At 70.9% G+C, this 22,110-nt stretch carries 1 protein-coding gene (cut by both window edges); it reads right to left on the bottom strand.

All 22,110 nt of this window come from inside a single coding sequence — locus HUT12_RS03475, hypothetical protein, on the bottom strand. Of the gene's 51,489 coding nucleotides, 16,249 precede the window and 13,130 follow it; the stretch shown corresponds to coding positions 16,250-38,359 — codons 5,417 (partial) to 12,787 (partial); the first complete codon in reading order (the gene reads right to left) occupies positions 22,106 to 22,108. The start codon and the stop codon both lie outside this window.

The following is a 22,110-nucleotide window of genomic DNA, read 5'->3' as shown; positions in this document are numbered from 1 at the left end:
TCGTCCGCGACTGGGGGAAGTCGGCCAGGTGCTTTCTCGCCTCACCCGCTGCCGCACGCGCTCGGCCCGCCGTCTCGCGCCAGACAGCACCGAGCCGCGTCAGCTCCGGATGATCGTGCGTCAGATCCGCGGCGAGCGCCGGTATGGTGGCCGGCCCGGCCATCTGTGCCAGGGCCTTCTGGAGTTGCTCCCGCTGGAACGTCTCCCGGTCGTCCGCCCGCTCCACCGCCTCCTGTCCGGCCGACAGGTCGGCTGCAGCGCTCGGGTAGAAGATGTTGCCGCGTTGACTGTGTGCCTGCTCCTCGCGCAGATCCTGGTTGGCCCGGAGGGCTTGCCGGTGGGCGTCGAGATAACTCTCGCGGGCCCCTTGGACCGCTCGGACCGCCGGCAGATACCCGCGGTCGCGGTCGTCGGTCCGTTCCTGGAGCCACTGCTCGACACCGTCGGGCAGCGGGGAGTCACCGCTCTGACCGGTTGTCGCGAACGACTGGGCGAGATGTCGCCATGCCTGCTGCTCGGCCTCGATCCGTTGCGCGAGTTCCTGCCCGGCCACGACGACGCGGTGCCAGGCGTCCTCCGACTCCTGAGCGGCCTTGCGATACGCGGCGGCGGCGTGGTCGACCACGTCGACATACGGCGACAGTGCCTGGGCCAGTGGCACCGTCATCAGGCCGGTGGGGAACGCCTCCCGTTCCCGCAGCCGGAACCAGAAGCCGTCAGGAATGACGACCTCGATGCCCTCGGACCGACCGTCGAGCGTCGCGACGATCCGGTACACGACGTCGGCCCGGTACTCGTACGTACGCCCGATGTCGCGGACGCTGCGGTAGCTGCCCGGTTCACCCTCCCCGCCGGCAGCGTCGTCCTCGGTGTTGGACGTCTCGGTCACACCGGTGAGGGCGAACAGGTCGGTCTCGTTGATCTCACCGTCGCGCTGGTTCCGGTGGTCGAACGAGGTCTGGAAGAGGACGTCCTGGATCCCGCTGTCCGCGCTCTGGTGATCGGTGCCCGCCGGGGTCAGCAGCACCTTGCGACGCTCGATCCGGACGGCCTCGCCCTGTGCCCCGGACACCGAATGCAGGCGGACGTTACGCAGGTTGGCGAGGAGGCGCGCGTCCACGTCCAGCCAGGTGCCCTCCACCGCGCTCAGGGTCGAGAGCACCGAGACCGTCGGCAGGGCGAGCCCGGCCTGTTCTCCGTCCACATCCGGCAGGCGACCGGCGGAGTCACGGTCGCTCGCGTCGTTGATCTGGAAGAAGGTGCTGCTCAGGACGGTTCGGGTGAAGAGGGATCCCAGGGTGGCGCTCGCATCGGATCCAGCCACCTGATAGGACGAACCGATTCGGTCCATGCCCGCCAGGTCGCTGCCCGGCAGGCCGGTCCGGCCACTGACCATCATGGTGAGCAGACGCTGCGCCGCGAGCCGCAGCACCTTCGATCCCCATGCCTGGCCGGGTCCGAAGAAGGTGGGCAGGCGAACCGCGAACGGGTCGTTCTTCCACCGGACCAGTCGAGCCGGCTCCACCTCCCACGATGCCAGCAACCGGATCGTCACGATCCCCGGTGACGGGTCCACCCGTTCGATGGCATCCCGGACCGCCGGACGGCTCATCGTCTCCGGAACTCGGACCAGCGGCTGGACCGGGTGACCGGAGACGACCTCGGTGGTCCCGTCGGCGTGCTCGATGACGACCTCCGGGACGAGGTTCATCGCGAATCGCACCGTCGGTCCCGTGGAGGTCACCGTGGTGTGCACGCGCAGCAGGCGCGCCTCGTGGCGGTGTGTGGAACGGCCCCGAGCGGTGCCCGCTGCCGCACCCGGCATCAGGGCGAAGACCGGACCGTGCGACGTGCCGTCGCCGGCCAGTAGTTGCAGCGTCCCCAGGTGTCGCCGGGAGGTCGTGTCGTTCTCCTCCTGCCGGATGTGCGCGATGTGATGGTGTTCGATGCTGACGTCGTGTCGCAGGTCCCGGAAGACGGGTTCGCCCTCCTGCCGCACCCGCACCGAGACCTGCACGACTCGCCGTCCGAGGTACGCCCGCCGGCGCAGCACCAGCGGGATCCCGTCTTCGAGCAGGTCGTCGAGGAAGGCGTTGACGCCGTCGGCGCGGAGCCCGGCCAGCAGGTGCCGCAGACCACCGAGCACGTCGTCGGCGAGATCGGCGGGCAGCACTCCCCGGATCTGCCCGGTGAGACGGTCGTGGAGCAACGCCTTCAGCTCATCGAGGTCGATCTTGTCTTCCAGGACGTTGACCGTCAGGCCCTGCCCGAGCCGCATCGGCTCGGGCGCCCGCCAGGCCCGCTCCCGTCCCAGCGGCGGCGGCAGCAGTCCCGCCAGGAATCCCGCCGTCGTCGGATCCGCGGGGCCGATCAACAGAGCCAGGTCCTGAAGGTCTGACTCGGCGACGTACACGTACAGCCCGTCGGGGACCGTCGCCTGCCAGGCCGACGACCGCAGCAGCGGACCTCGTCCGTCGGGGAGCATCGTCAGCAGGTCCTCGACGAGGGGTAGTTCGGTGAGCAGGTTGCCCCATCTGGCGGTGGCGAGGGCGATGTACTCCAGGTCCGCCTTCAGCACCAGGTATCGGCCGGTGTGCGACCGGTTGCGCTCCTGCGCGCCGGTGACCTCCCGACGCTCGGCCCGGATCCGCTCCCGGTCGTAGTAGTAGTTGCCGAAGAGACGGCCGGCGAACCGCCCACCGGGGTGGTCGGGGGTCCAGCCGGGCCCGACCACCACGCCACCCGTCCACTTGATGCCACCGCCTCGGGACACGTGCGCGCCGCTGGTGCCCCGGTAGTAGTCCTCGACGACCAGCGACTCGATGTAGTGCTCCAGTCGCCAGTTCACCGGCGTGATCCGCGCCGCCACTCCGGCGTGCCAGTCGGCGTAGCTGCCGTCTCCGAACAGACCGCCCAGTTGCAACCCGCCAGGCGCGGTGAGTGTGCTGGAGTGTCCCTTCTGTGCCGACTCCTCGAACGACTCCGTCAGCGCCACGTTCACCGGAGTTCCCGAGATGGTCATGATCGGCGAACCATGGCTGACGTCACCCAACGCCCGTTGGGCGAGTTCGCTCAACAGCCCCGGTGGCACGTCCATCGCGTCGACGTGGAAGGCGCGGGTCAGCAGTTCCGGCCGCGCCCCGCCCACGGCCAGTCGGGCGTCGGCGGCGGCGATCTCGAGCGGTTCGGTGTGTGTCGCGGTCGGGACGGTGGCCGGCGTGACGCCGGACTCGACGCGCCAGGACATGTCCGACGGCGTCCACAGACTCACCGTCCCCCGCGCCGGCTCATCCTCGGCCAACAGCCGCTCCGGCGGACTGGCCTGTATCCGCCAGCCACCGTTGGCCCACGCCACGAGCGCCGATCGCCGCCACCGCGCGGGGCGCTGGTGATGCAACCAGAGCGCGTCGAAGTCGAGGTCGAAGTCGAACACCTCCACTCCGGTCGCCCGGTTCGACCACCGGTACGCCAACACCGGCGCGCCGAACCCGCCGGATCGGACCCGCGGCCAACTCACCTTTCCGACCACACCGAACCGACCACCGATATCGGTGAGCAACGACTTCACCGCCACCGCGATCTCGGGGCCGGTCGAGTACGCCTGCTCACGGGAGTGGGTGAAATTCACGAGATCGGTCAGGAACGCGACGTCCACCGGCTTGATCAGGCTCGTGCTTCCGGCGTGCCGCCGGTTGCTCAGCGTCCCCTTGACCACGAGCTCGTAGTAGTCGGAGTGCACCACGCCGAACTGCCGGAAGCTCATCCGCGTGCCGTTGCCGATCAGCGGTGACAGGCCACCGCCGATCGACGAGGTCCGCGCCAGGCCGGCGGCCAGGGTGACGTAGTTCTGCACGATCACATCGATGTCCCGCAGGGATCGGCCGGACGGCTTCACCGTCCGCCAGCCGGGGAACAGATCCGGCTTGCTCGACTCGAGTTCGCCGAGCAGCCGGTCGTGCAGTTCGCGCATACCGGTCAGGTCGGCCACCACCGAGCTGCCGATCGTGGTCGGGTGCTCCCTCATCAGGTACTTCGGCGGTTGGACCACGTCGCCGTTGCTGGGCAGGCGTCCCACGCCCTGCGGTGCGGTCGACTCGCCCTGGTAGCGGTACGTCAGGTCGGTCACTCGCTGCGGGCTGACCACCCGGCCCGGGTCAGCCAGCCGCTGGGCCTCTTCGACCTGCATGCGGATGAGGAGGATCACGTCCGCTTGACCGGCCGGCTCGTCACCCATCGGTTCGACGTCGAACGTGACCTCGACCGCGTACAGGGCCGTCGGGCCGACGGTCTCGGCGAACTTCTGGCCAACGGCACCGCTGCCGGTGGCACCGCCGCGGGTCTGTCGGAACGACTTGGCGAACAACCAGCGCAGACCGCCGGACACGGTCAGGCCGGGCCCCCGGTAACGCGATCCGGGGCCGGCACCCACCGTGCCGCTCAGTCCGTCGATGACCCCGGTCTCGGCAGCCACCTCGATCACTCTGGCGAAGATGTGACGCATCGCCACGTCGTCTGCCTTCTCGGTGACCGAGAGCAGTCGGGCGCGGCCGAAGTGCGCTCGTACCCGCTCGGCCCCGATGGCGTTGCGGGTCTCGTCGTCGGCCAGGACCGGGGTGTACTGGTAGGTGTCCACCATCTCGTGGATCCTGTTGCCGACGTCGCTCCGCTGGGAGAACTCGAACAACGAGGCACGGGCGGAGCCGCCCACCACAAGGGGCTGCGCCACCGTCGAGGTCATCGCCTCGGTCAACGCCGTCGTGTCGCCGACGTCGTCGACGACGAACGCCCGTGGGAGTTCGCCCTGGAAGTCGAGCGTCGGCGGGACATCACCGACGGTCACCGGTTTCCCGACGGGCTGCTTGTCGCTCGATGGCGGGAGCAGCCGCCCGGAGGGGGTACGCCGGAGCTGTTTCAGGTCGACGGCCTGCGGCTCACGTTTGCTCGTCTGGAACGTCACCCGCTGGAAGAGGCGCCATCCCGGCCGGTCGCTCCGGCTCAAGCCGCTGAACGGCCGAACGATCGACGACGAGGACAGGTCGGTCGAGCTGCGGCGGGAAAGAGCTGTCGGCGACTGCTCGCCTGCTGCCTCCGTACCCCACGACCCCTGACGCAACCGTGGGGACGGCTGCTGGTGGCTCGACTCGGAGATCACCGATTCGGCGATGTCGGAGGCGGACCTCCTCGAGTCGGACACGGACACCGACGGTTCGACCGCTCGTGCCTTGCCCTTCGCGTACGCCGTCGGACGCGTCAGGTAGACCGGCACGTCGAGCAGGACCGACTGCGGCATCAGTCGGCTGTGCGGTTCACCGCGTACCGCCTGGCCGGGTTCCGCACCGGGGGCGCTGCTGGTAACCGTCCATCTGCTGTCCGCGCGGAAGGCGGTGGCGGTGGTGCCGCTGCGCAGCATCCGGGTGTGCAGAATCCCCTTCGACCTGCTCATGGTGCTCGCCGGCTCGTTACGGGTGATCGCGACGTGCACGGCGACGAAACCAGCCGTCAGGGCACCGAACAGCGCCGAGAACGGAAGGTGGACGGTACGCGGACGAAGGAACTTCTTGAGGTACTTCTGTTTGCGGGCGGACATGGTGGCGCTGTCCAGCCGCCGGGAGCTTGGCCCCGTCGTCGTATCCTCGACCAGGGTGTTGACCAGCTTCGCACCGACGTGCAGCTCGATCGGGATGCCATCGCGACGCATGAAGTAGCGGTTGCCGTTGACGAGGAAGTCGCGGTACCGGTGTTCGAGGTCGTAGCGCAGCCGCACCATGCCGGGGTCGTGGTCGGGTACGCCGCCCCCGACCGCCGTCCGGATCAGCTCCAACACCTGAGCGGCCTCGGCCGGAAGCAGGGTCGCGTCGGCCGGACCGAGGAGCTGACCCTCGACCATGTGGTGCGGCAACTCCCACCGGTCGGCGATCCGGTGGACGGGCAGGGCGAGTGCCTCGTCGGCGGTGGGGGGCACGTGCTGCGCCGTGGCCGCCCGGTGCCGTTGCTGCCAGGCGTTGAGGACCTGGTGCAGCCGAACCGACCGCCCCGGCTGCTTGAGTTCGTCGACCACGTCCACGAGCGCACGGAGGTCGTCGTTCGTGATCGGCCGTTCGGCGGAGGACCTCTGCCAGCCGCGCAGCAGGGCGATCAGGAACTCCGGACGCACCCGATCCTGCACACCCGGCGTCCGCCGCCACAGCGGGTCCCGGCGGAGCGCGTCCACCAGCCGCCGCACCCGCTGCAACAGGGCGGCACGCTGCGTCGGGCTGCCCTCGGCGAGCCGTCCCGGGTACAGCTCCTCGGTGAGACCGACGATGTGGAACAGGCGCCGCCGGGCCCAGATCGGAACGTCCGGCCGCCGACCCCACGGACGTAGCCGGGACATCTCCTGTCCCCACTGCGCGGTGCTCGGCTGGTGGTAGAGGCCGATCGCCCGCGCGGTCTCCGACAGCCAGCCCCCGAAGCCGCCGTCGACACCGGCCAACCTGCTCAACAGCTCCCACACCTGCCGGTGCCAGTCGGACAGGTCTGCCCCGAACCCGAACCAGGAGGTCAGCTCCGCGTCGGCCACCGCCCGTTCCAGCTCGCCATCGAACCGACTCAGGTCCGCCCGGAGCAGTGCCAGTGCCTGCCCGACGGTACGGGCCCATTCGTTCTCACCGCCGAAGGCCAGTTCCTGGCGTGCGCTCAGGCTGCGCCGTGCCCGCTCGATCCGGTCGCTGAGCTGCGACCAGCGACGAGTGAACCGGCCACGGTCTGCGCGGCCCAGGCGGGTCAGTCGGTCCCGTACCTCGGCCGCCGCCACCGGACGCCCCTGGCGTACGAGGGCGTCGAGCGAGACGACGAGTTGCTCCGGACGGTCGCCCCACAGCGCGTGGTACCGATCGCCGTGGGTGCGAAGCAGGTACAGCATCGGGCCGGACTCGCCCCACGCCGGGTACGACCTGATCCGGCCCGGCTGAATCTCGTCGAAGGCCTGCAACCGGAACGCCTCGCTGCCGCCGAGGCCACGGACGGTGAGCTGGAGCCACTCGAAGATCTCCTGGTCCCAGTCCAGTCCGGCGGGTACCGCTCCGGCGAACTGCAACAGGCGTGCCGAGGTCGGCACCCGCTGGACACCGGTGGCCACCACCAACTCCCGCATCGCCTGCAGCACGGCCCGCGACGACGACCCGCCCATGCCCGGCGACAGCGCCTGCGGCAGTCGGGGAGCAGTCCCCTCCCGCTGGTACTCACCGTCGTCGGTCACCGGCCAGAGGTCGTCGTGCGGCGGCGCCGTCGGTGCCGGCAGCAGATGGGTCGACGGCCCGGACCAGAGCGGGGCGTACGTGCCGTCGTGGGAGTCACGCACCAGGTGGAAGAGCGGACCGAGTTCGCCCTGGACCGGTTCGGTGGTGACGGTCTCGCCGTCGGTCACGAAGACCTGCGTCCGGAAGCCGAACTCCTGCCCCATCACCCCGAGCAGGGCGGCGTCGGCGTGTGGGGCCGGCCCCGTGCCTGCGGGTACGGCATCCCCGTCGATGAGGTGCCGCCACAGCCCCTCGCCGGTCGCCGGGTGTCCGTGCACGGTCATCAGTCGGGCCACCGCGTCAGCCAGCCCGGAAGCGTCAGCGCCGGTGCTGGCACCGGCGTTCAGGCCGTCCGGCAGACGGACAGCCCGAACGCCGGGGACCGGTTCGTAGCCACCGTTGCCGGACCTCGCCCATTCCCGCATGCGCAGCGGGAGGATCTCGCCGAACGCCGACCGGTAGACGAACATGAGCGGCCCGGAGTCACCCTCGATCGGGTACGCCCGGTACACACCTCGCTCGGCGTCCTCGAACGCCTGCAACCGGAACGGCGTCTCACCCGCGAACTGTTTGACCGCCCAGCGCAGCAGCCGGAAGACCTGCCTGGGCCAGATCTGGTCCGCGTAGGACGCCAACTTCACCAGCATCTCGCCGGGCTCCGGTGAGCGGCTCGCACCCATCGCCTGCGTCAACAGGATCTGCACCGTGTACAGGATCTGGCTGCCCCATTCGGACGCTCCGACGTTGACGACCGACAGTCCGGGCGGGAGTTCCGAAGCGGTGTTCTCCTGATATCCGCCCGTCGAGGTGACTGCCCACCCGCGCAGCCGATACAGCCTCTCCCCCTGCAGGTATGCGAACACCACGTCGCCGGTCTCGCCCTGCACCGGGTACGCCAGGATGCGACCCGAAGCATCCCGCTCGAATGCCTGCAACCGGAACGGCACGCCACCCCCGCTGGCCGCCGCCGCCCCGAGCCACGCGTAGAGCTGCTCGTCCCACCGCTCCGGTTCGGGGGCCGTCGACCCGGCCGGTGGCCCGGCATCCCGGAGCTCCCGCAACGTGGGCATCCGTGCCGGCCGGGCCCCGGCGGCCAGCAACTCGCGCCCCACCCGGAGCAGGTCGTCCTCGCTCTGCTCGGAGCGTGCGTCCGAGTCGTCGAACCACAGACCCGTGGGCAGTCCGGCGGCCTCCCCCGCCTGGTAGCCGCCGTCCGGGCGCAGGTCCCAACCGCCGGTGTCCCGCATCGGCGCCACCAGGACCGATGACACGTCAGCCGACAACGGCTCCGACCCCACCGCGCTGAACGCGGACCCCCGACGGCCCCCCGATTGGCTCTCCGGGCTCTCCTGCGTGGCCGCGTCGACCGCCTCGGCCAGCTCACCCCGGAAGGTGGCCAGGTCCGCGTGGAGCCCACCGGCCAGCCGGCCCGCGTGCTCTCGCGGGCCGTTGCCGGGGGTCTGCATCTCGACACCGGGTCGCGTCGCCCACTGCCATGCCTGGCCGATCCGCCGCCGGAGCACGGACCAGCCGGCCTCCATCACGGTCCGCGATTCGCCGTGCAGCAGGTCGATCTGCTCGATCACCTCCTGCTCGACCAGTGGTGTCCCGTCCACGGCGAGCGACCGCAGCCAGAGGACGGTGCGACGCCACTGCCGGGCCGTCGCGGTCGCCGCAGTCGGGTCGTAGCCGCTGGCGGAGTCGGACGCGTACCGTCCGCCCGGCGTCACCGTGGCGGGGATGCCGAGTCGTGCCTGCCGGATCCGACGCGCGAGGCCGGGCACCGGCTCGGGTCGTGCGATGTCCTCGATCAGGCGGGCGGCCTCACCGAGGAAGTAGATGTCGAAAGAGTCTCCGTCTACGTCGTGGTAGAGGTAGAAGACGTCACCGCTGTCGCCCTGCACCGGTTGCGCCCTGACGGGGGCGTCGTTCGCCTCCCGCACGAAGAACTGCAGCCGGAAATCCGGCTCGCGGGACATCAGACGCTGCGATACCTCGGTCAGGCTGGGGGTGAACCGACCATCGGCCAGTTCCATGTCCCGGGTGGCTCGACGCAGCAGGTGGTCGACCCACTCGTTCTCCGTCGGCACCTGCTCCGGCGCAGTCCGGGCGATCACCAGGCGACGCAGCGCCGCCAGGAAGCCCACCTCGTTGAGCGGCGACGACCGGTTCTCGCGCAGTGCTTCGGGAAGGTCGTCGGCTTCGTTGTCGGGATGCTTGTACGTGCCGTCGGCGTCAAGCTGCCACCCGATGTCGTCCCCGGGGGCCTCCCCGGGGGCGGCGACCGACACCGGTTCCTCGGCCGGCGCGGGCGCGCTGGCGTCCATCGAGCCGTCGTCCGAGTCGTCCGGGTCCGTCTCGGTGTTACTGAGCCGCTCCTCGTCCACCACGGCCCTGAGACGGTCCTCCGTGAGCCCCGCCATGCCGTGCGCCTCGTGCACGCCGAGTGCGATGCCCAGCAGAGAGATCCGGGCAACCCGGTCGGGTTCGTCGCCCTCACCGCCGTCGTGCAGGCCGAGCCGACGCGTCAGCTCGGTCAGCAGTTCGACGGCCCGGTCCGGGTCGGTGTCGCCGTCGCCGCCCGCGACGCCGATCAGTTGGTCGAGCAGCAGGAACGGCAGGAAGCCGTCCTCGCCGCCGAGGCGATGATCGATCCCGTCGAGGTCGACGACAGTGAAGGCGGAAGTCCACACCATCGCGTCCACCGGGTCGGCGGCGATCACGTCACGGAGCCTGCGGATCGCCGGTGGCGAGGCGACGTTCCCGTACACCTTCCACAGACCATCACCGATGTTCATGCCGTTCTGCGCGGCCCACCACGTGGTGAACCAGATTCCGAGCCGGACGACCGTCCACGGCACGGAGGCTCCGGGACTGCCGATGGCGACCGACTCGTGGCCGAAGGTGGGCACGGTGTCGCCGACGTCGTCGGGCCGGATCCAGATCCGATGCGGTTCGGCAACCACCGTCCAGCCCGGCACGAGGGCGAACCGACCGCCGCCCAGGTGGGGCAGCTGCCTCAGGTACGACACCGACAGCGGTTCGGCCTGCGGCTCGGTGTGCACGGTGTAGTAGGAGACGAACGGCTCGACCGCCCGAGTGTGTGCCCGCGAGTACCCGACGAGGTGGTCTTCCCGTGCCCCACGGGTGATCAGGTCCGGCCGCAGTGCCAGCTCCTGGTCGGCGTGCAGCAGACCGGCCAGGGTGATCGCCCGGGTCACGTCCACCGGACGGGGCATGACCAGCTCGATGAGGGCGTTCGCCGGTAGTCCGGCGGCCACCCGCCCGAGGATCTGTGCGGCCTCGGCTATCGAGGTCGCGTGCACCAGCACGATCGGCCGCTCGGGATGCACCAGACGGTGCTGTGGCGCGACGGCACCGCCCGCCGGTCGGAGCTGGACGCCCGCCGCACCGAACCACGTCACCTCGACGCCCGAGTCCGGGTCGACCTGGATGTCGGGCCCCACCCGCCAGTCCCGGACGGACCCGCCGGCACTCAGCCGGGCCTGCAGGGCCCGGACATGCGTCTCGATCGGCTGGTTGTGCAGCATGGCGAGGGCGTCGGCGTGGAACCGTTCGACCCGGCTGCGGTCACGCACCAGGCGTCCCCGCAGTCGTGCCGAGACCTGACCGCCCCCGGCGGTGAGCGCATTCTCGGCGATCAACCAGCGATCGGCGGCCGACAATGCGGCGTGCAGCTCAGCTCGCTGCCCTTCGTCCTCCGGGGACCACATCTGCACCGCCGGACCGAAGCGGCGATCGCCGGGAATGAGCGTCTGTCGCATGAGACGCCGGACACGATCTTCGGTGAAGGGGCTGACGAACGACTCGCTGTTCGCGCTCCCCGCGTACGACGCCTGCTCCACGAGCATCCGCTGCTCGGCGCGCAGAATCTCGGCGAACAGCGCGCCGAGGTCGTGGTCGACCGAACTGGGACCGAGTTGCACCGCCCACTGTGAGTAGTTCACACCTGAGCCGAACCCCGGCACCACCTCGACGGCGAGTTCAGGAAGGCCGACCCAGTCGGTCAGCAGGTCCGTCAGCGCCGTCCACGCCTGCGACCGCGCGGGGTCGCCACCGGCGAGCGCCGCGTACTGGTCACGGGCCCGGGCACGCACCTCGGTGGTCAGCTCGGGGTCGGCGGCGTCGAGCCGCGGCAGGTTCGGCGTCCCGGAGGGAGTCGATGCTTCGGTCCCGACCGGCGACAACGGCCGGTACGCCGTGCCGGCCGACCGGTCCAGGTGCAGAACCGGACGCGCGCCCGGATTGGTGCTCTCGGCGATCGCACCGCTGCGGATCACGATGTCGATGTCGAGTGCACGAGCCAGGAGGACGACCAGGTGCCGGCTCGCCGTCGGACTGCGGGATTCCCAGGAACCCAGGTAACCCGCCAGATCGCCCGCCCGGCCGTCGATGGCACGCCGCAACGCGGCGGCCAGCGTCGGACGCGGTCCGACGCTGGCCATCACGGCCTGGCGCATCTGAGCTGCCGTCTCCTGCGTCTGGAGCAACCGGCCGCGCAGGTGTTGCCGCCGGTTCTCGGGTAGCCATCCGTCCAGCGCGGCCTGGACCCGGTGCGCGAACTCCTGATCGCTGATCCCCGGATGCTCGCGCCGGACGTTCTCCTCGACGATGCTCCGTCGATGCGCGGTCGGTTCGGGCGCCGGGGCCGCCGCCGGGAGGCTCGACACCAGATCGACGAACGCTCCGGGCGGCACCTCCTCGGCGAGCTGTGTCGGTCCCGCGCCGAGCAGGTCGCGGACGAGGTCGTCGTGCTGCGCGATCTGCGCCAGCACGTGGCGGCGGAGGCGCCCCGGTGCGCGGACACCGGACGGCAGGCGGACACCCTGCCACCGGGCGGCGTCGATGACGGCACCGAGGAGACCGTGCTGCGCCCACCGGCCCGGCCGCACCTGCATCTCGGGCATCGACACGGAGAACCGATCCGGGTCCTGTCGTGCCAGCCATGTGCCGATGTGGTGCTGCAGGCGCGCGGCGGAATCGGACGGCACGGTGTCCAACCAGCCGGCTGCGGTCCGGAGCGCCGCGACGTCCTCCGCGGTGGCGGCCTCCGGACGGGCCGGAGTGGCCAGCCAGACCGAGCGGGCCGACTCGTACGCGTCGGGGACGGCCGGGACTGAGGTGGGTGAGGTCCACGCCGATAGCCGGTTCTGCGCCTGGAACCGTTCGTGCCACACGCTCACCGGCTCGTTGCTGCGGTCCAGCTCGTTCCACACTCTCGCGGCTGCCCTGCGCCGCACGGCGCGTGCGGATCCGAGGTCCGCGTCGGGTGGGAGCGCGGCGGCGAACGCGTGGAACCGAGCGTAGAGCCCGTGCCGGAACCGCAGCGGCAGTCGGTGCGAAGCCCGCTCCCGCACGATGTCCCGGACGGGGGTCTCCGGGTTGCTCTCCACGACCGCAGCGAGGAACGCGGCCGGGTGTTCCTCGTCGAGCGTGAGCAGCGGCACATCCGGCATCCACCGGATCCCACGCGGTAGTCCTACTCGTTCCTCGCCGGGCGGATACCACGACGTCAGCTGGAACAGCGTCGCGACCTGCACGGCTCCCGGCGGGTCCAGGTCCAGCGTGTCCAGCAGGGCGTGCAGATCCGTCCAGCCGGACAGGTCGAGCAGCCAGTCGTCGAGCCAGACCAGGTCGGGATCGAACCGCCCGGTCCCGTCACCGAGCGACGGGACGCCCCCGTCGGTCCCCGCACCGCCGCGTTCCGCCGCCCGGACCAGTGCGAGCACGACCCGCAGCCGGGCCTGTAGTCCGGCCAGCCCGAACGCGAGGTGCAGCGGCATCGATGTGGTGCGCACACCGTCGCCGGTGCTCTCGAACATGCGCTCCGAGTCGGTCCGCGTGCTGACGGCGGCGCGGTCCGGGCCGGACGACATCCGCTGCAGGAGTTCCGAGTACGTCTCGGCGGCCCGGTGGAGGGCCTCGGGCGAGAAGAGTCCGCTTCGCGTGGCGGCGGTCTCGACGTCGATGGTGAGCGGCAGCTCTGCCCGGGCGGTCAGATTCCGCACCGTGTCGATCAACAGACCGAGGGCCCGCCACACCGCAGGGCTGTCCACCAGTCCCTGTGCCGTGAGTCGGTACCCCCCTGGGTGCACCACCTCGCTGATCAGCCCCACACCGGGTACGGCCTCCCGGAGGCCCTGCCACACCGGGGTCATGTAATAGCTGATCTCACCGTACGCACCGTGCGACGCGGCGTCTGCGGAATCCTCCTGTTCGATGACGAGCTGCAGGCCGAACGTGGTGCCCGTGTCGGGTCCCGCCAGACCATCCAACGCGTTCTCGACGAGGTACGGCAACGGGTCCTCGCCGACCGAGACACGGCCCCGCAACCATGGCACCAGACTCTGCGCGGGCGGTCGCGCTCCGGGCACACCAAGGTCGGGCCAGTCGCCCCGCCCGTCCGCGGCCTCCTCGTCCACCCGGTTCGGCGCCGTGAGGTTCCACAGTGGCCGCGGCATCCGCTCGGAGAGCAGGCTCGTCCAGTCCGCGTCCGAGGTCTGGGCGACGAAGCGGTACGCCGTCCGGACGACCTCGTCGGGTAGCGCCATCCGGCCGGTGATCAGCTGGCGGGCCAGAACCGGCCAGAGCTGCCCGGTCAGCAGGCCGGCGAGATCCACCCTCCCGTGGATCGCCGCGCGGAGCACCGCCTCCTGCCAGCTGACCCGCTCGTCCCGCTCGTCGGTGGCGTTGCTCAGCCGGGCGGTCAGAGCTTCGACGTCGAGGCCGGACGTCGACGGGTCGGAGGCGAGGATCTCGCGTACGCGATCCGGGCTCGGCATCGGTGGCGCCGCGAACGGCGTGTGGGCGAGGGTGGGATCGGCGAGTACCCGCCCCAGCCCCGATGCCTGTGGTTCGGCGTGGTGGCGGACCTGTGGGCCGCCGAGAACGAGCCCGGCCGCTCGGACCCGCAGCGCTGGATCGGGGAGCAGCTCGATCAGTCGGTGTGCCCGGTCCCCGAGTCGGCGTGGGCCGCCCGCCCGCGACGGGTCCTGGAAGCCGGGGCCGGTGAAACGCTGGCTCCACCACTGCGGCGACAACGGCTGCCGGGCGATCCGGACGAGTTCCACCGCGATCCGCACGCGGGCCTGCAGGACACCGGGCCAGACCTGACCGGGAGCCAGGACGAACGCGACATGGTCGCCGGAGCGCCAGTTCGCGCGAATGAGGAGTGAGCCATCGCGGTGGTGCCCGAGGAACTCCTCGAAGGAGTCGAACTCTCTGGCCGCGTAGGCGCTCTCGTCGGTGAAGGGGGTCAGTCCGGCAATCGTCAACACGTCGGCCTGCGTGTGATAGAGGTGAGCCAGCCGGAGGTAGGCGGCCGCGTCCATGCCGTACCCGGACCGCACGGAGATCATCACGGACTCCCCGGCGACCTGCCGAGGGACGATCTCCACCAGGCGGGCCAGTCCAGCCCAGTCGCCGCGACCGGCGCCGAACTCGTAGAGCAGATCGTTCCCCAGCAGAATGGCGCCGGGATACTCTGCCACCTGTTCTTGCAGCTCACGGGACTGTCCGCCGGTGGACAACCGCAGCGACAGCCAGATCGTCACCCCGGCCGGCTCGGGTGCCTCCGGCTGGAACGGCACCAGCCAGGCGCCGGGTACGCGCGCCCGCGCCAGCTCCTCTACCGCCCGGAGCGGGTTGGCACCGGCGGTGAACCGGTCGAACAGTTCGGTGGCCTCGGTGGGCTCTGCGGACGCCAGCGCGGCGGCCTGGATCGCGCGGACGTGGTAACGGTGGAGAGACGCCGTGCCCTCCCGGTTCCAGACCCGCCAGAGCTGCTTCGGACCGAGGGCGTACTTCTGGTATACGGACTCCGCCCACGCCTGGTAGTCCGTGACCACCTGCTCGGTCGTGGGCTGCCCATCGCCCGACACGGCCGGTGGCCGCTGGGTGTTCGCGTACAGAGCCACCGACTCCGGTGCAGTGTGCAGCCGCTCTGCGACCTCCAGCAACCGGTCGACACCGAGCCAACTGCCGTCGTCGTTGAGCAGGGTCGGAAGGTTCGACGGGATGGTCCACGACCGCTTCACCAACCGGAACAGCCGATCGGTGATCGTGTCGCCCGACGACCGCCCCGGCCAGTCGGAGCGGGCCCGGATCGACGTGGCGACGTCGTACGCGACATCGAAGCGAGCGTCGCCGGAGTCCTCGTTCAGCCGGTCGAGACCGTCTTCGGGTCCGAGCACCCTCGGGTCGACGCCGAGCATGGCGGCGAGGGCGAACAGCCGGGCCGGATCGGTCACCCCCAGGCGGCGGGCCTGGTCGACGACCCCGTCGGGCACCGTCCCGATCCGGAGGCTGAAGGCGTCCACCCAGCCCGTGCTGATCCCCAGCCGGTCGGCCAACGCCGTTCGTGCCAGCTTAGACAGGTTCATCCGATTCGCGAGTTCTCGCAGCAGTTCCAGGTAACTGCCATTACTCTCCGAGGACAACTCGTCGAAGAGTCTCAAGCTCTCCGTCTCCGCAGTGGAGTCCAGTCCCCACTGCCAGGTGAGCCACAGCCCCCGCAGAGAATGGGCGCTGGACACCCAATCGCGATCCGCCCTGATCCCCTGGTCGGTCAGGAACGTCAGCAGCAGGTTCGTCGCCTCATAGCTGTCCGCCGGGATCGACTCCGCACCGCCCCAGATCCGGGTCAGCACGCTCGTCATGACCGGCTCGACACCCTGCGCCCAGAAATCGGCTTCCCGAGGCAGCACGGGGACGATCGGTGTGAGTTGGTGCAGGTGCACGCCCCACTGAGTGGCCAACTCGATCAGCCCGGCCTGGGGCTCGCCGGCGGGCAACCCGAACGCACGCGTCGCTGCCAGGTCCCCGCCGCCTGACCACCAGGCGTACTCGAGGGGCCTGGACGGCTCCACCTCCATCCTGGCGGCCTCGTCGAGTACCGCGAGGTGGTCCAGACCTGGCCGCCTCATCAGGTCGTGGTGGATGACCATCTCACCAACGCCGAACTGCTCACCGAACCACGTGGCGAACCACTGGTCGGCGGCCCGCTCGGCGGGCAACGGGCTGATCTCCGCGTAGTCCCGAAGGGGCCGGTACGGATCCCTGATGCGGTCGAGGAGGTTCACCGCGCTCAGCGTCCCCGGATACACGAAGACGTGTTGCGTCTCCTCACCCAGCAGGTCGTACAGCTCTCCCGGCGTCAGTCCGTCGGGACCCAGGGTCGACGGGGTGTGCGTGGCGATCCACAACGCCCACCACGGCGCGTCGGTCACGGTGTCGAGGCTGTCCCGAAGGTTCGACACCAGTTCCGCGACGGAGAGCCGGTTCTCCGCCGGTACCGGCGGCGGAGTGGTCGGCAGCAGACGCACCGCCGACCGGAACGGCATCAGGTCCCGCGAGTCGGCCGCCATCCGCCAACTCCATTCGAGCACGACCTGCGGCCGCACGCCCATCCGATACGCCAGTCTCGGCAAGTCGGTGGCCACCCGGCCGATCGTGCGGGTCAGGTCGAACAGCCAGTGCGCCTCGCCGTCGTCCAGTGCCATCCGCTCGGCCAGACCGACCATGCGGGGCAGGTCGGCCCAGGCGTTCGCGGCCAGGACCCGCACCTCGTCGGCGGTCACCCCGAACCGGGCCGCCCACCGGGCCGCCTGTTCCTCGCTGACCGGGGGCACGCTGCGGTACGACGGAGGCGGCGTCAGCGAGTCGAGGAACCTGCTGACGTCGTCCATCGGTCGGTCGCTGAGCATCCGGTAGAGCAGCAGCTTCAGGTGCCGGGACGACGAGTCCGCCAGCAGCGACGTGATCGGGAAGCCGAGGCGACCGCTCAGCAGAGCGGGCCAACCGTCCGGCTCACCGGATTCGCGATGGCCGAGTTCCGGCACCGAAGCCGGATCACCACGATGATGCTGCTCCCACGCCCAGTTGAAGGCCGTGACCAACAGGTCGGCCGGCAACGCCTCCAACAACTCCAACGACACGCCCCGGTCGTTGAGCCACCGCAGGACGGGTAGGTCAGCCGGATCCAGGATCAGCCGCCTGCCGACATCCGCCAACATGATCAGGTCGTTGTCGGTGTACACCCCGTACTGACGTAGCCGCCGTCGCAGCTCGGCCGACAGTTCCCCGGCCGCGATCTCACTCCGCCCGACCATCGTCGCGGCCAGCGCGCCACCGAACACCTCGAGCGCGTACGGGTCCACGCCGAGTTCCACGGCGAGCGCGAACCATGCCTGCCGGACCACGGGCACCTGCACCGCACTCGACGGGTTCGCGCGCAGCGACGCCAGTTCCCGGCGGAGTCCGGCGACCTCGATGCGAAGTGCGGCTACTTCCCGCGCCGCACGACGTCTCTCATCGGCAGCGCCGGCCAACGCGGCGCGCACCTTGTCGACGTCCGCCGACACCGTCGCCAGTGCCGCCTGCACGTCGGCGAGTCGCGTGACCGGTGCCGCAGCGTCGGGAAGCGACTCCTGGTGTCGGTGCACCCGACGTCGCAGTTCCTCCGCGTGACCCCGGAGACCTTCCGCCTTCTGGTCGAGGCCGGTCGCCTTGGACTGCCAGTAGCGGTGCTGGTACTCCGCCGACCAGTGCGTCTTCTCGGCCTGGACCAGTTCGGCCTCCGCGTGCGCCAACGCGGCGCGCGCCTGGGTCAGCACCGCCGCCAACGCCAGCGGCTCGATCTGGGACGGCTCCGGCACCCGCTCGATGAGCTGCACCCAGCGCACCATCCGGTTCAGCCGGTCAGCGTCGGCGACCTGACCGTTCTCGTCGATCACCGCCAGCGCCCCGGCCAACCGCAGGAACGCGGCGCCGTCGAACCCGTTCGGTTGACTCCTCAGCAGGTGGTCCCAGGCGTCGGAGCCGCCGAGCGCGTCGGTGAGCATGGCCTGCTGCTCGGCGTTCAGCCCCGACACCGACGGTGACTTCCGCTCGTAGGTGGGCGACTCCTCGTGCAGGGGACGGGCGTCACGCTGGATCCGGTCGGCGGTGTCGGACGACACCGACAGCTCCACCGCGTCGTCCAGGCGGATCGCCAGTGGTGACGCGTCCGGCGAACCCGCCGGAGTCACCTGCGCCAGCAAGCCGACCCGGATCCGCTCGCGCGCGGTCTCGCCTCGGCCGGACCGGCCCAGCCGCACCCCGCCGAACATCGCCAGCTCGACCCGGAGCGGACCGGCCGCCGCGCCCGGTCCGCCGAGCGCACCGGGCAGCAGCGCGGTCAGTCCCGGCGCGGAGAGCGCGTGATGGATCCCGTCCACCCCGGCCGGGTCGGCCAGCACCGGGTGGTCCCGCACGCCACCCGAGGCACCCGCCGGCCGGTGCACCGCCCAACGACCCGAGCGCAGTTCCGCGACCACCGCGTCGTGCAGCGTCCGCGCCGCCGTCGGGGCGATCGCGCTGACCCGGACCTGTCCGTTCCGTACGTCGTGCCCGGTCACCGACTGCGGCCGTAGGCCGAGCGCGCGGAGCGTCTCCCGCGGGCCATCGGGCAGCGCCGGCACCCGCTCGACGCCGGTGGGAGCCGTCCGGGGCATCGGCTGCGCCAGCACCTCGTCCGCCACCGTGACCCGCTGGTCGAGCAGCACCGCGCGGGTCTGCGGCAGATCCGTGACCGGTTCGGAGCCCGTGCTCCCCGCCGGCACCGGCCCGGTGTGCTCCAGTCGCACCGTCACCAGCAGCGAGGACGCGTATCGGTGCGCACCGTCGGCCGACTCGACATGCCGGTAGGCACCGGCCGGCTCGGTCTGCACGACCAACCGGAACCGCTCGTCCCCGCCTTCTCCGGAAGGACTCGGCCGCATGGTCACACCGGCTCGAAGCTGCGCGGGAGACAGGTCCTTGAGGCGCTCGGTGGAGAGCAACTCGGTCAACCGCTCGGCCGATCGGCCCGGCGTACCGACCACCTCCCAGCGGCTCCGCGAGAGTCTCCGCACGTACGTGCGAACCAGGCGGGTCGCCGCCTCCGCCGCCGGATTCGGCACCGCCGGATCCGGTGCGGTCAGGCTCTCCTGGTCGTACGCCAGGGGAAACGCTGCGGACGGTACGAGCGCGGGCGGCGAGGATCCGACCGCCACCGGCGCCTCGGTCGGGTCGGGCGGACTGCCGTCCATCTCCACGTCGCCGTCGTCGTCCACCGGGGCCGGGCTCGACGCCACCGACGTCGCGGCGGACGCGGACGTGACGACGGGATCGGACCACACCGGACCCAGCCCCGGCACGGCCGGCCGGGAAGACCCGTACTGGTACGGCTCGTCCCTACCGGCCAGGATCAGCAGGGCAGCCTGGGCCCGTAGTGCCGGATCGGCGTGCAGCGAGGCCAGCCAGCGCCCATCGGCTCCCAACTCCCGCGCGGCGCCGCCATCGCGAGCACGACGGCGGGCCCCGGGAAGCTCGAACTGCCGGGCCCAGAGGGCGGCGTCCTCGATCGGGCGTCGGGCCGACCGGACGAGTTCCGCGATCATCAACACGCGCGCCTGGACGGTGCCGGGATCGGTTGGCGCGTCCATCCCGGTCCTGAACCGGATGACGTCGCCGGATCGCGGTGCGGCGCCGATCCACAACGCTCCGCGCTCAGCGCCGTGGTAGGCGAGGAAGTGCTCGTACGTCGGGAACTGCGGAAGGCTCAACTGCGCGCGATAGACGTCGAGGTCGTCGAAGGGTGCCACTCCGGCGGTGGTCAGGACGTCGCTGTGCGAGTAGTAGAGGTGCGCGAGTCGGAGGTAGGCGGCGCGGTCCGTTCCGTACCCGTGACGCACGTCCACGTGCACCTGGCGCGGCCGATTGCCGGGATTCGGTCCGAAGGCTCTCAGCACCTTCGTCAGGTCTGCCCAGCCACCGCCGTCTGAGGCGAACGTGAAGCTGACGTGGTCCCAACTCAATCCGCCTTGCTGGAAGGCGGCACCGGGAACACCGTCGAGAATCCTCGCGAGCCGCGCGCGCGGTCCATCCGCCAGTTGGCGCACCCTGAACCTGATGTGCACCCCGTCGGGCACCGCGACGTCCGGCAGGAACGGCACCCGGGCACCACGGATTGATCCGCGTGTCACCGTCTCGATGGCATCCAACACGTCCTGACCGGTGTTCGCGGCCAGGCGGCTCGTCATTCCCGCCAGATCGTCGCCCGCGTGCTGGATCGCCGCGAGGCGGATCTCGGCGACATCGCCCCGCGCGAGAATCGCGGAACCGTCGCCGTTCCACACCCGCCACACGTCGATCGGGTCGAGCCCGTACCTGTCGCGCAGGCGCTCCGTCCACTCCTGGTAGGCGGCGATCACCTGCTCGTCGGTGGGTTGTGGGCGGCCGGGAACGAACGGTGGCCGGTTCGTGTTGGCGTACAGCGCCACCGGCTCAGGCCGCCCGCCCAGCCGCACCGCGATCCTCAGTAGCCGAGGCAGACCGAGCCACGAACCGTCGTCGTTCAGGAGTTGGGGCAGCCTGCGCAGCAGCGTCACCACCTGGGCCGGTGCGACCTCGGACGACTGCACGACCCGGAACAGATCGTCGGTCAGGGTGCCGTGCATCCGTCGGGCCGGCCAGTCGGGCCGGGCCCGGATCGTGGCGGCGACCTCGCCCGCCGCACCGAGGCGGTCCGATCCGGGTGTGCCGTTGAGTCGTCCGAGATCGTCGTCGGGGCCGAGGATGCGGGGGTCGACGCCGAGCAGGGAGGCGAGCGCGAACAGGCGCGCGGGGTCCGCCACGCCCAGTCGGGCGGCCTGCTCGACGATGCGCGTCGGCACCGAGCCGATCCGGAGGCTGAGCGCCGTCACCCACTCCTGGCTGATCCGCAGCCGGCTCGCGAGCGCCGCCCGTTCGTGCTGCGGCAGGCCCACCCTGCGAGCCAGGTTGCCCAGTGCGGTCAGATATCCGGCCTCGATCAGGTGGCGCAGAGTGGTCGCCCGCGAAGGGTCGGTGTCCGTCGTCCAGTCCAGGCCCGTCACACCGGTCATCCACCGGAGCAGCCGAGGATCGTCACCGGCGGTCATCGGAGGCCAGGTGTCGGCGGACAGGGCCATGTCCGCCAGGGCCCGAATCGGCAGGACGGCTGCGGACTGGCTGGCCGGGACTCGCTCCACCGATCCCCAGACCTGGGCCAGCAGACGTCCCGGCAACTCGTCGGCAGGAATGGCCGCTGTGCCGTGGTCCAGCAGGTGCATCACCGGTTCGAGTTGGTAGAGGCGCAGGTCCCACCGGCGGGTCAGGTCCGTCAGGGCAGGGGTGGAGAAAGCGTCCGGTAGCTCGTCCGACCGCATCACGGTCAGATCACCGCCACCGGTCCGCCGTGCGTGATCGAGGGCCTCGCTCGGTTCCGTCCCGAGCCTGCGTGCGTCGTCGAGCACCGCGAGATGGTCCAGCCACGGCCGGCTCGCCATGTCGCGGGTGATGGAGCCTTCGGGTACGGCGAAACGCTCCTCGAACCAGTCGCCGAACCAGTGGTCCGCGTTCCGCCCGGTCGGCAGGGACGAGAGCGGCTCGATACCGGCGGTGTAGTCCTCGGGAAGGTCCGCGACCATCTGGGTGAGGTCGGACGCGTTCTCTGTCCCCGGGCTCTCGAAGATCCCCGTCGGGTACGCCCGGATCCGGTCCAGCAGTTCGCCGGGAGTGAGCCCGTCAGGCCCCTCGCTGGACGGCGTGTGCGCGCCGACCCACAGGACCCACCACCACGCCTCGATCCCGTGAGCGACGGTGCTCTGTAGGTGCGCCACCAGTTCCTGGACGGTGAGCCGGTCGGCGTACGTCACCGACGCGTCCGGGGCCGCCACCAGGCGTAGCGCCGACCGGAACGGCATCAGGTCCCGTGGGTCGGCGTCCATCCGCCAACTCCATTCGAGCAGGACCTGCGGCAGCGTACCCGCCC

The organism is Verrucosispora sp. NA02020 (assembly GCF_013364215.1).
In the GTDB taxonomy this organism is placed as follows: domain Bacteria; phylum Actinomycetota; class Actinomycetes; order Mycobacteriales; family Micromonosporaceae; genus Micromonospora.
This window is presented reverse-complemented; position numbering and strand designations above follow the sequence as displayed.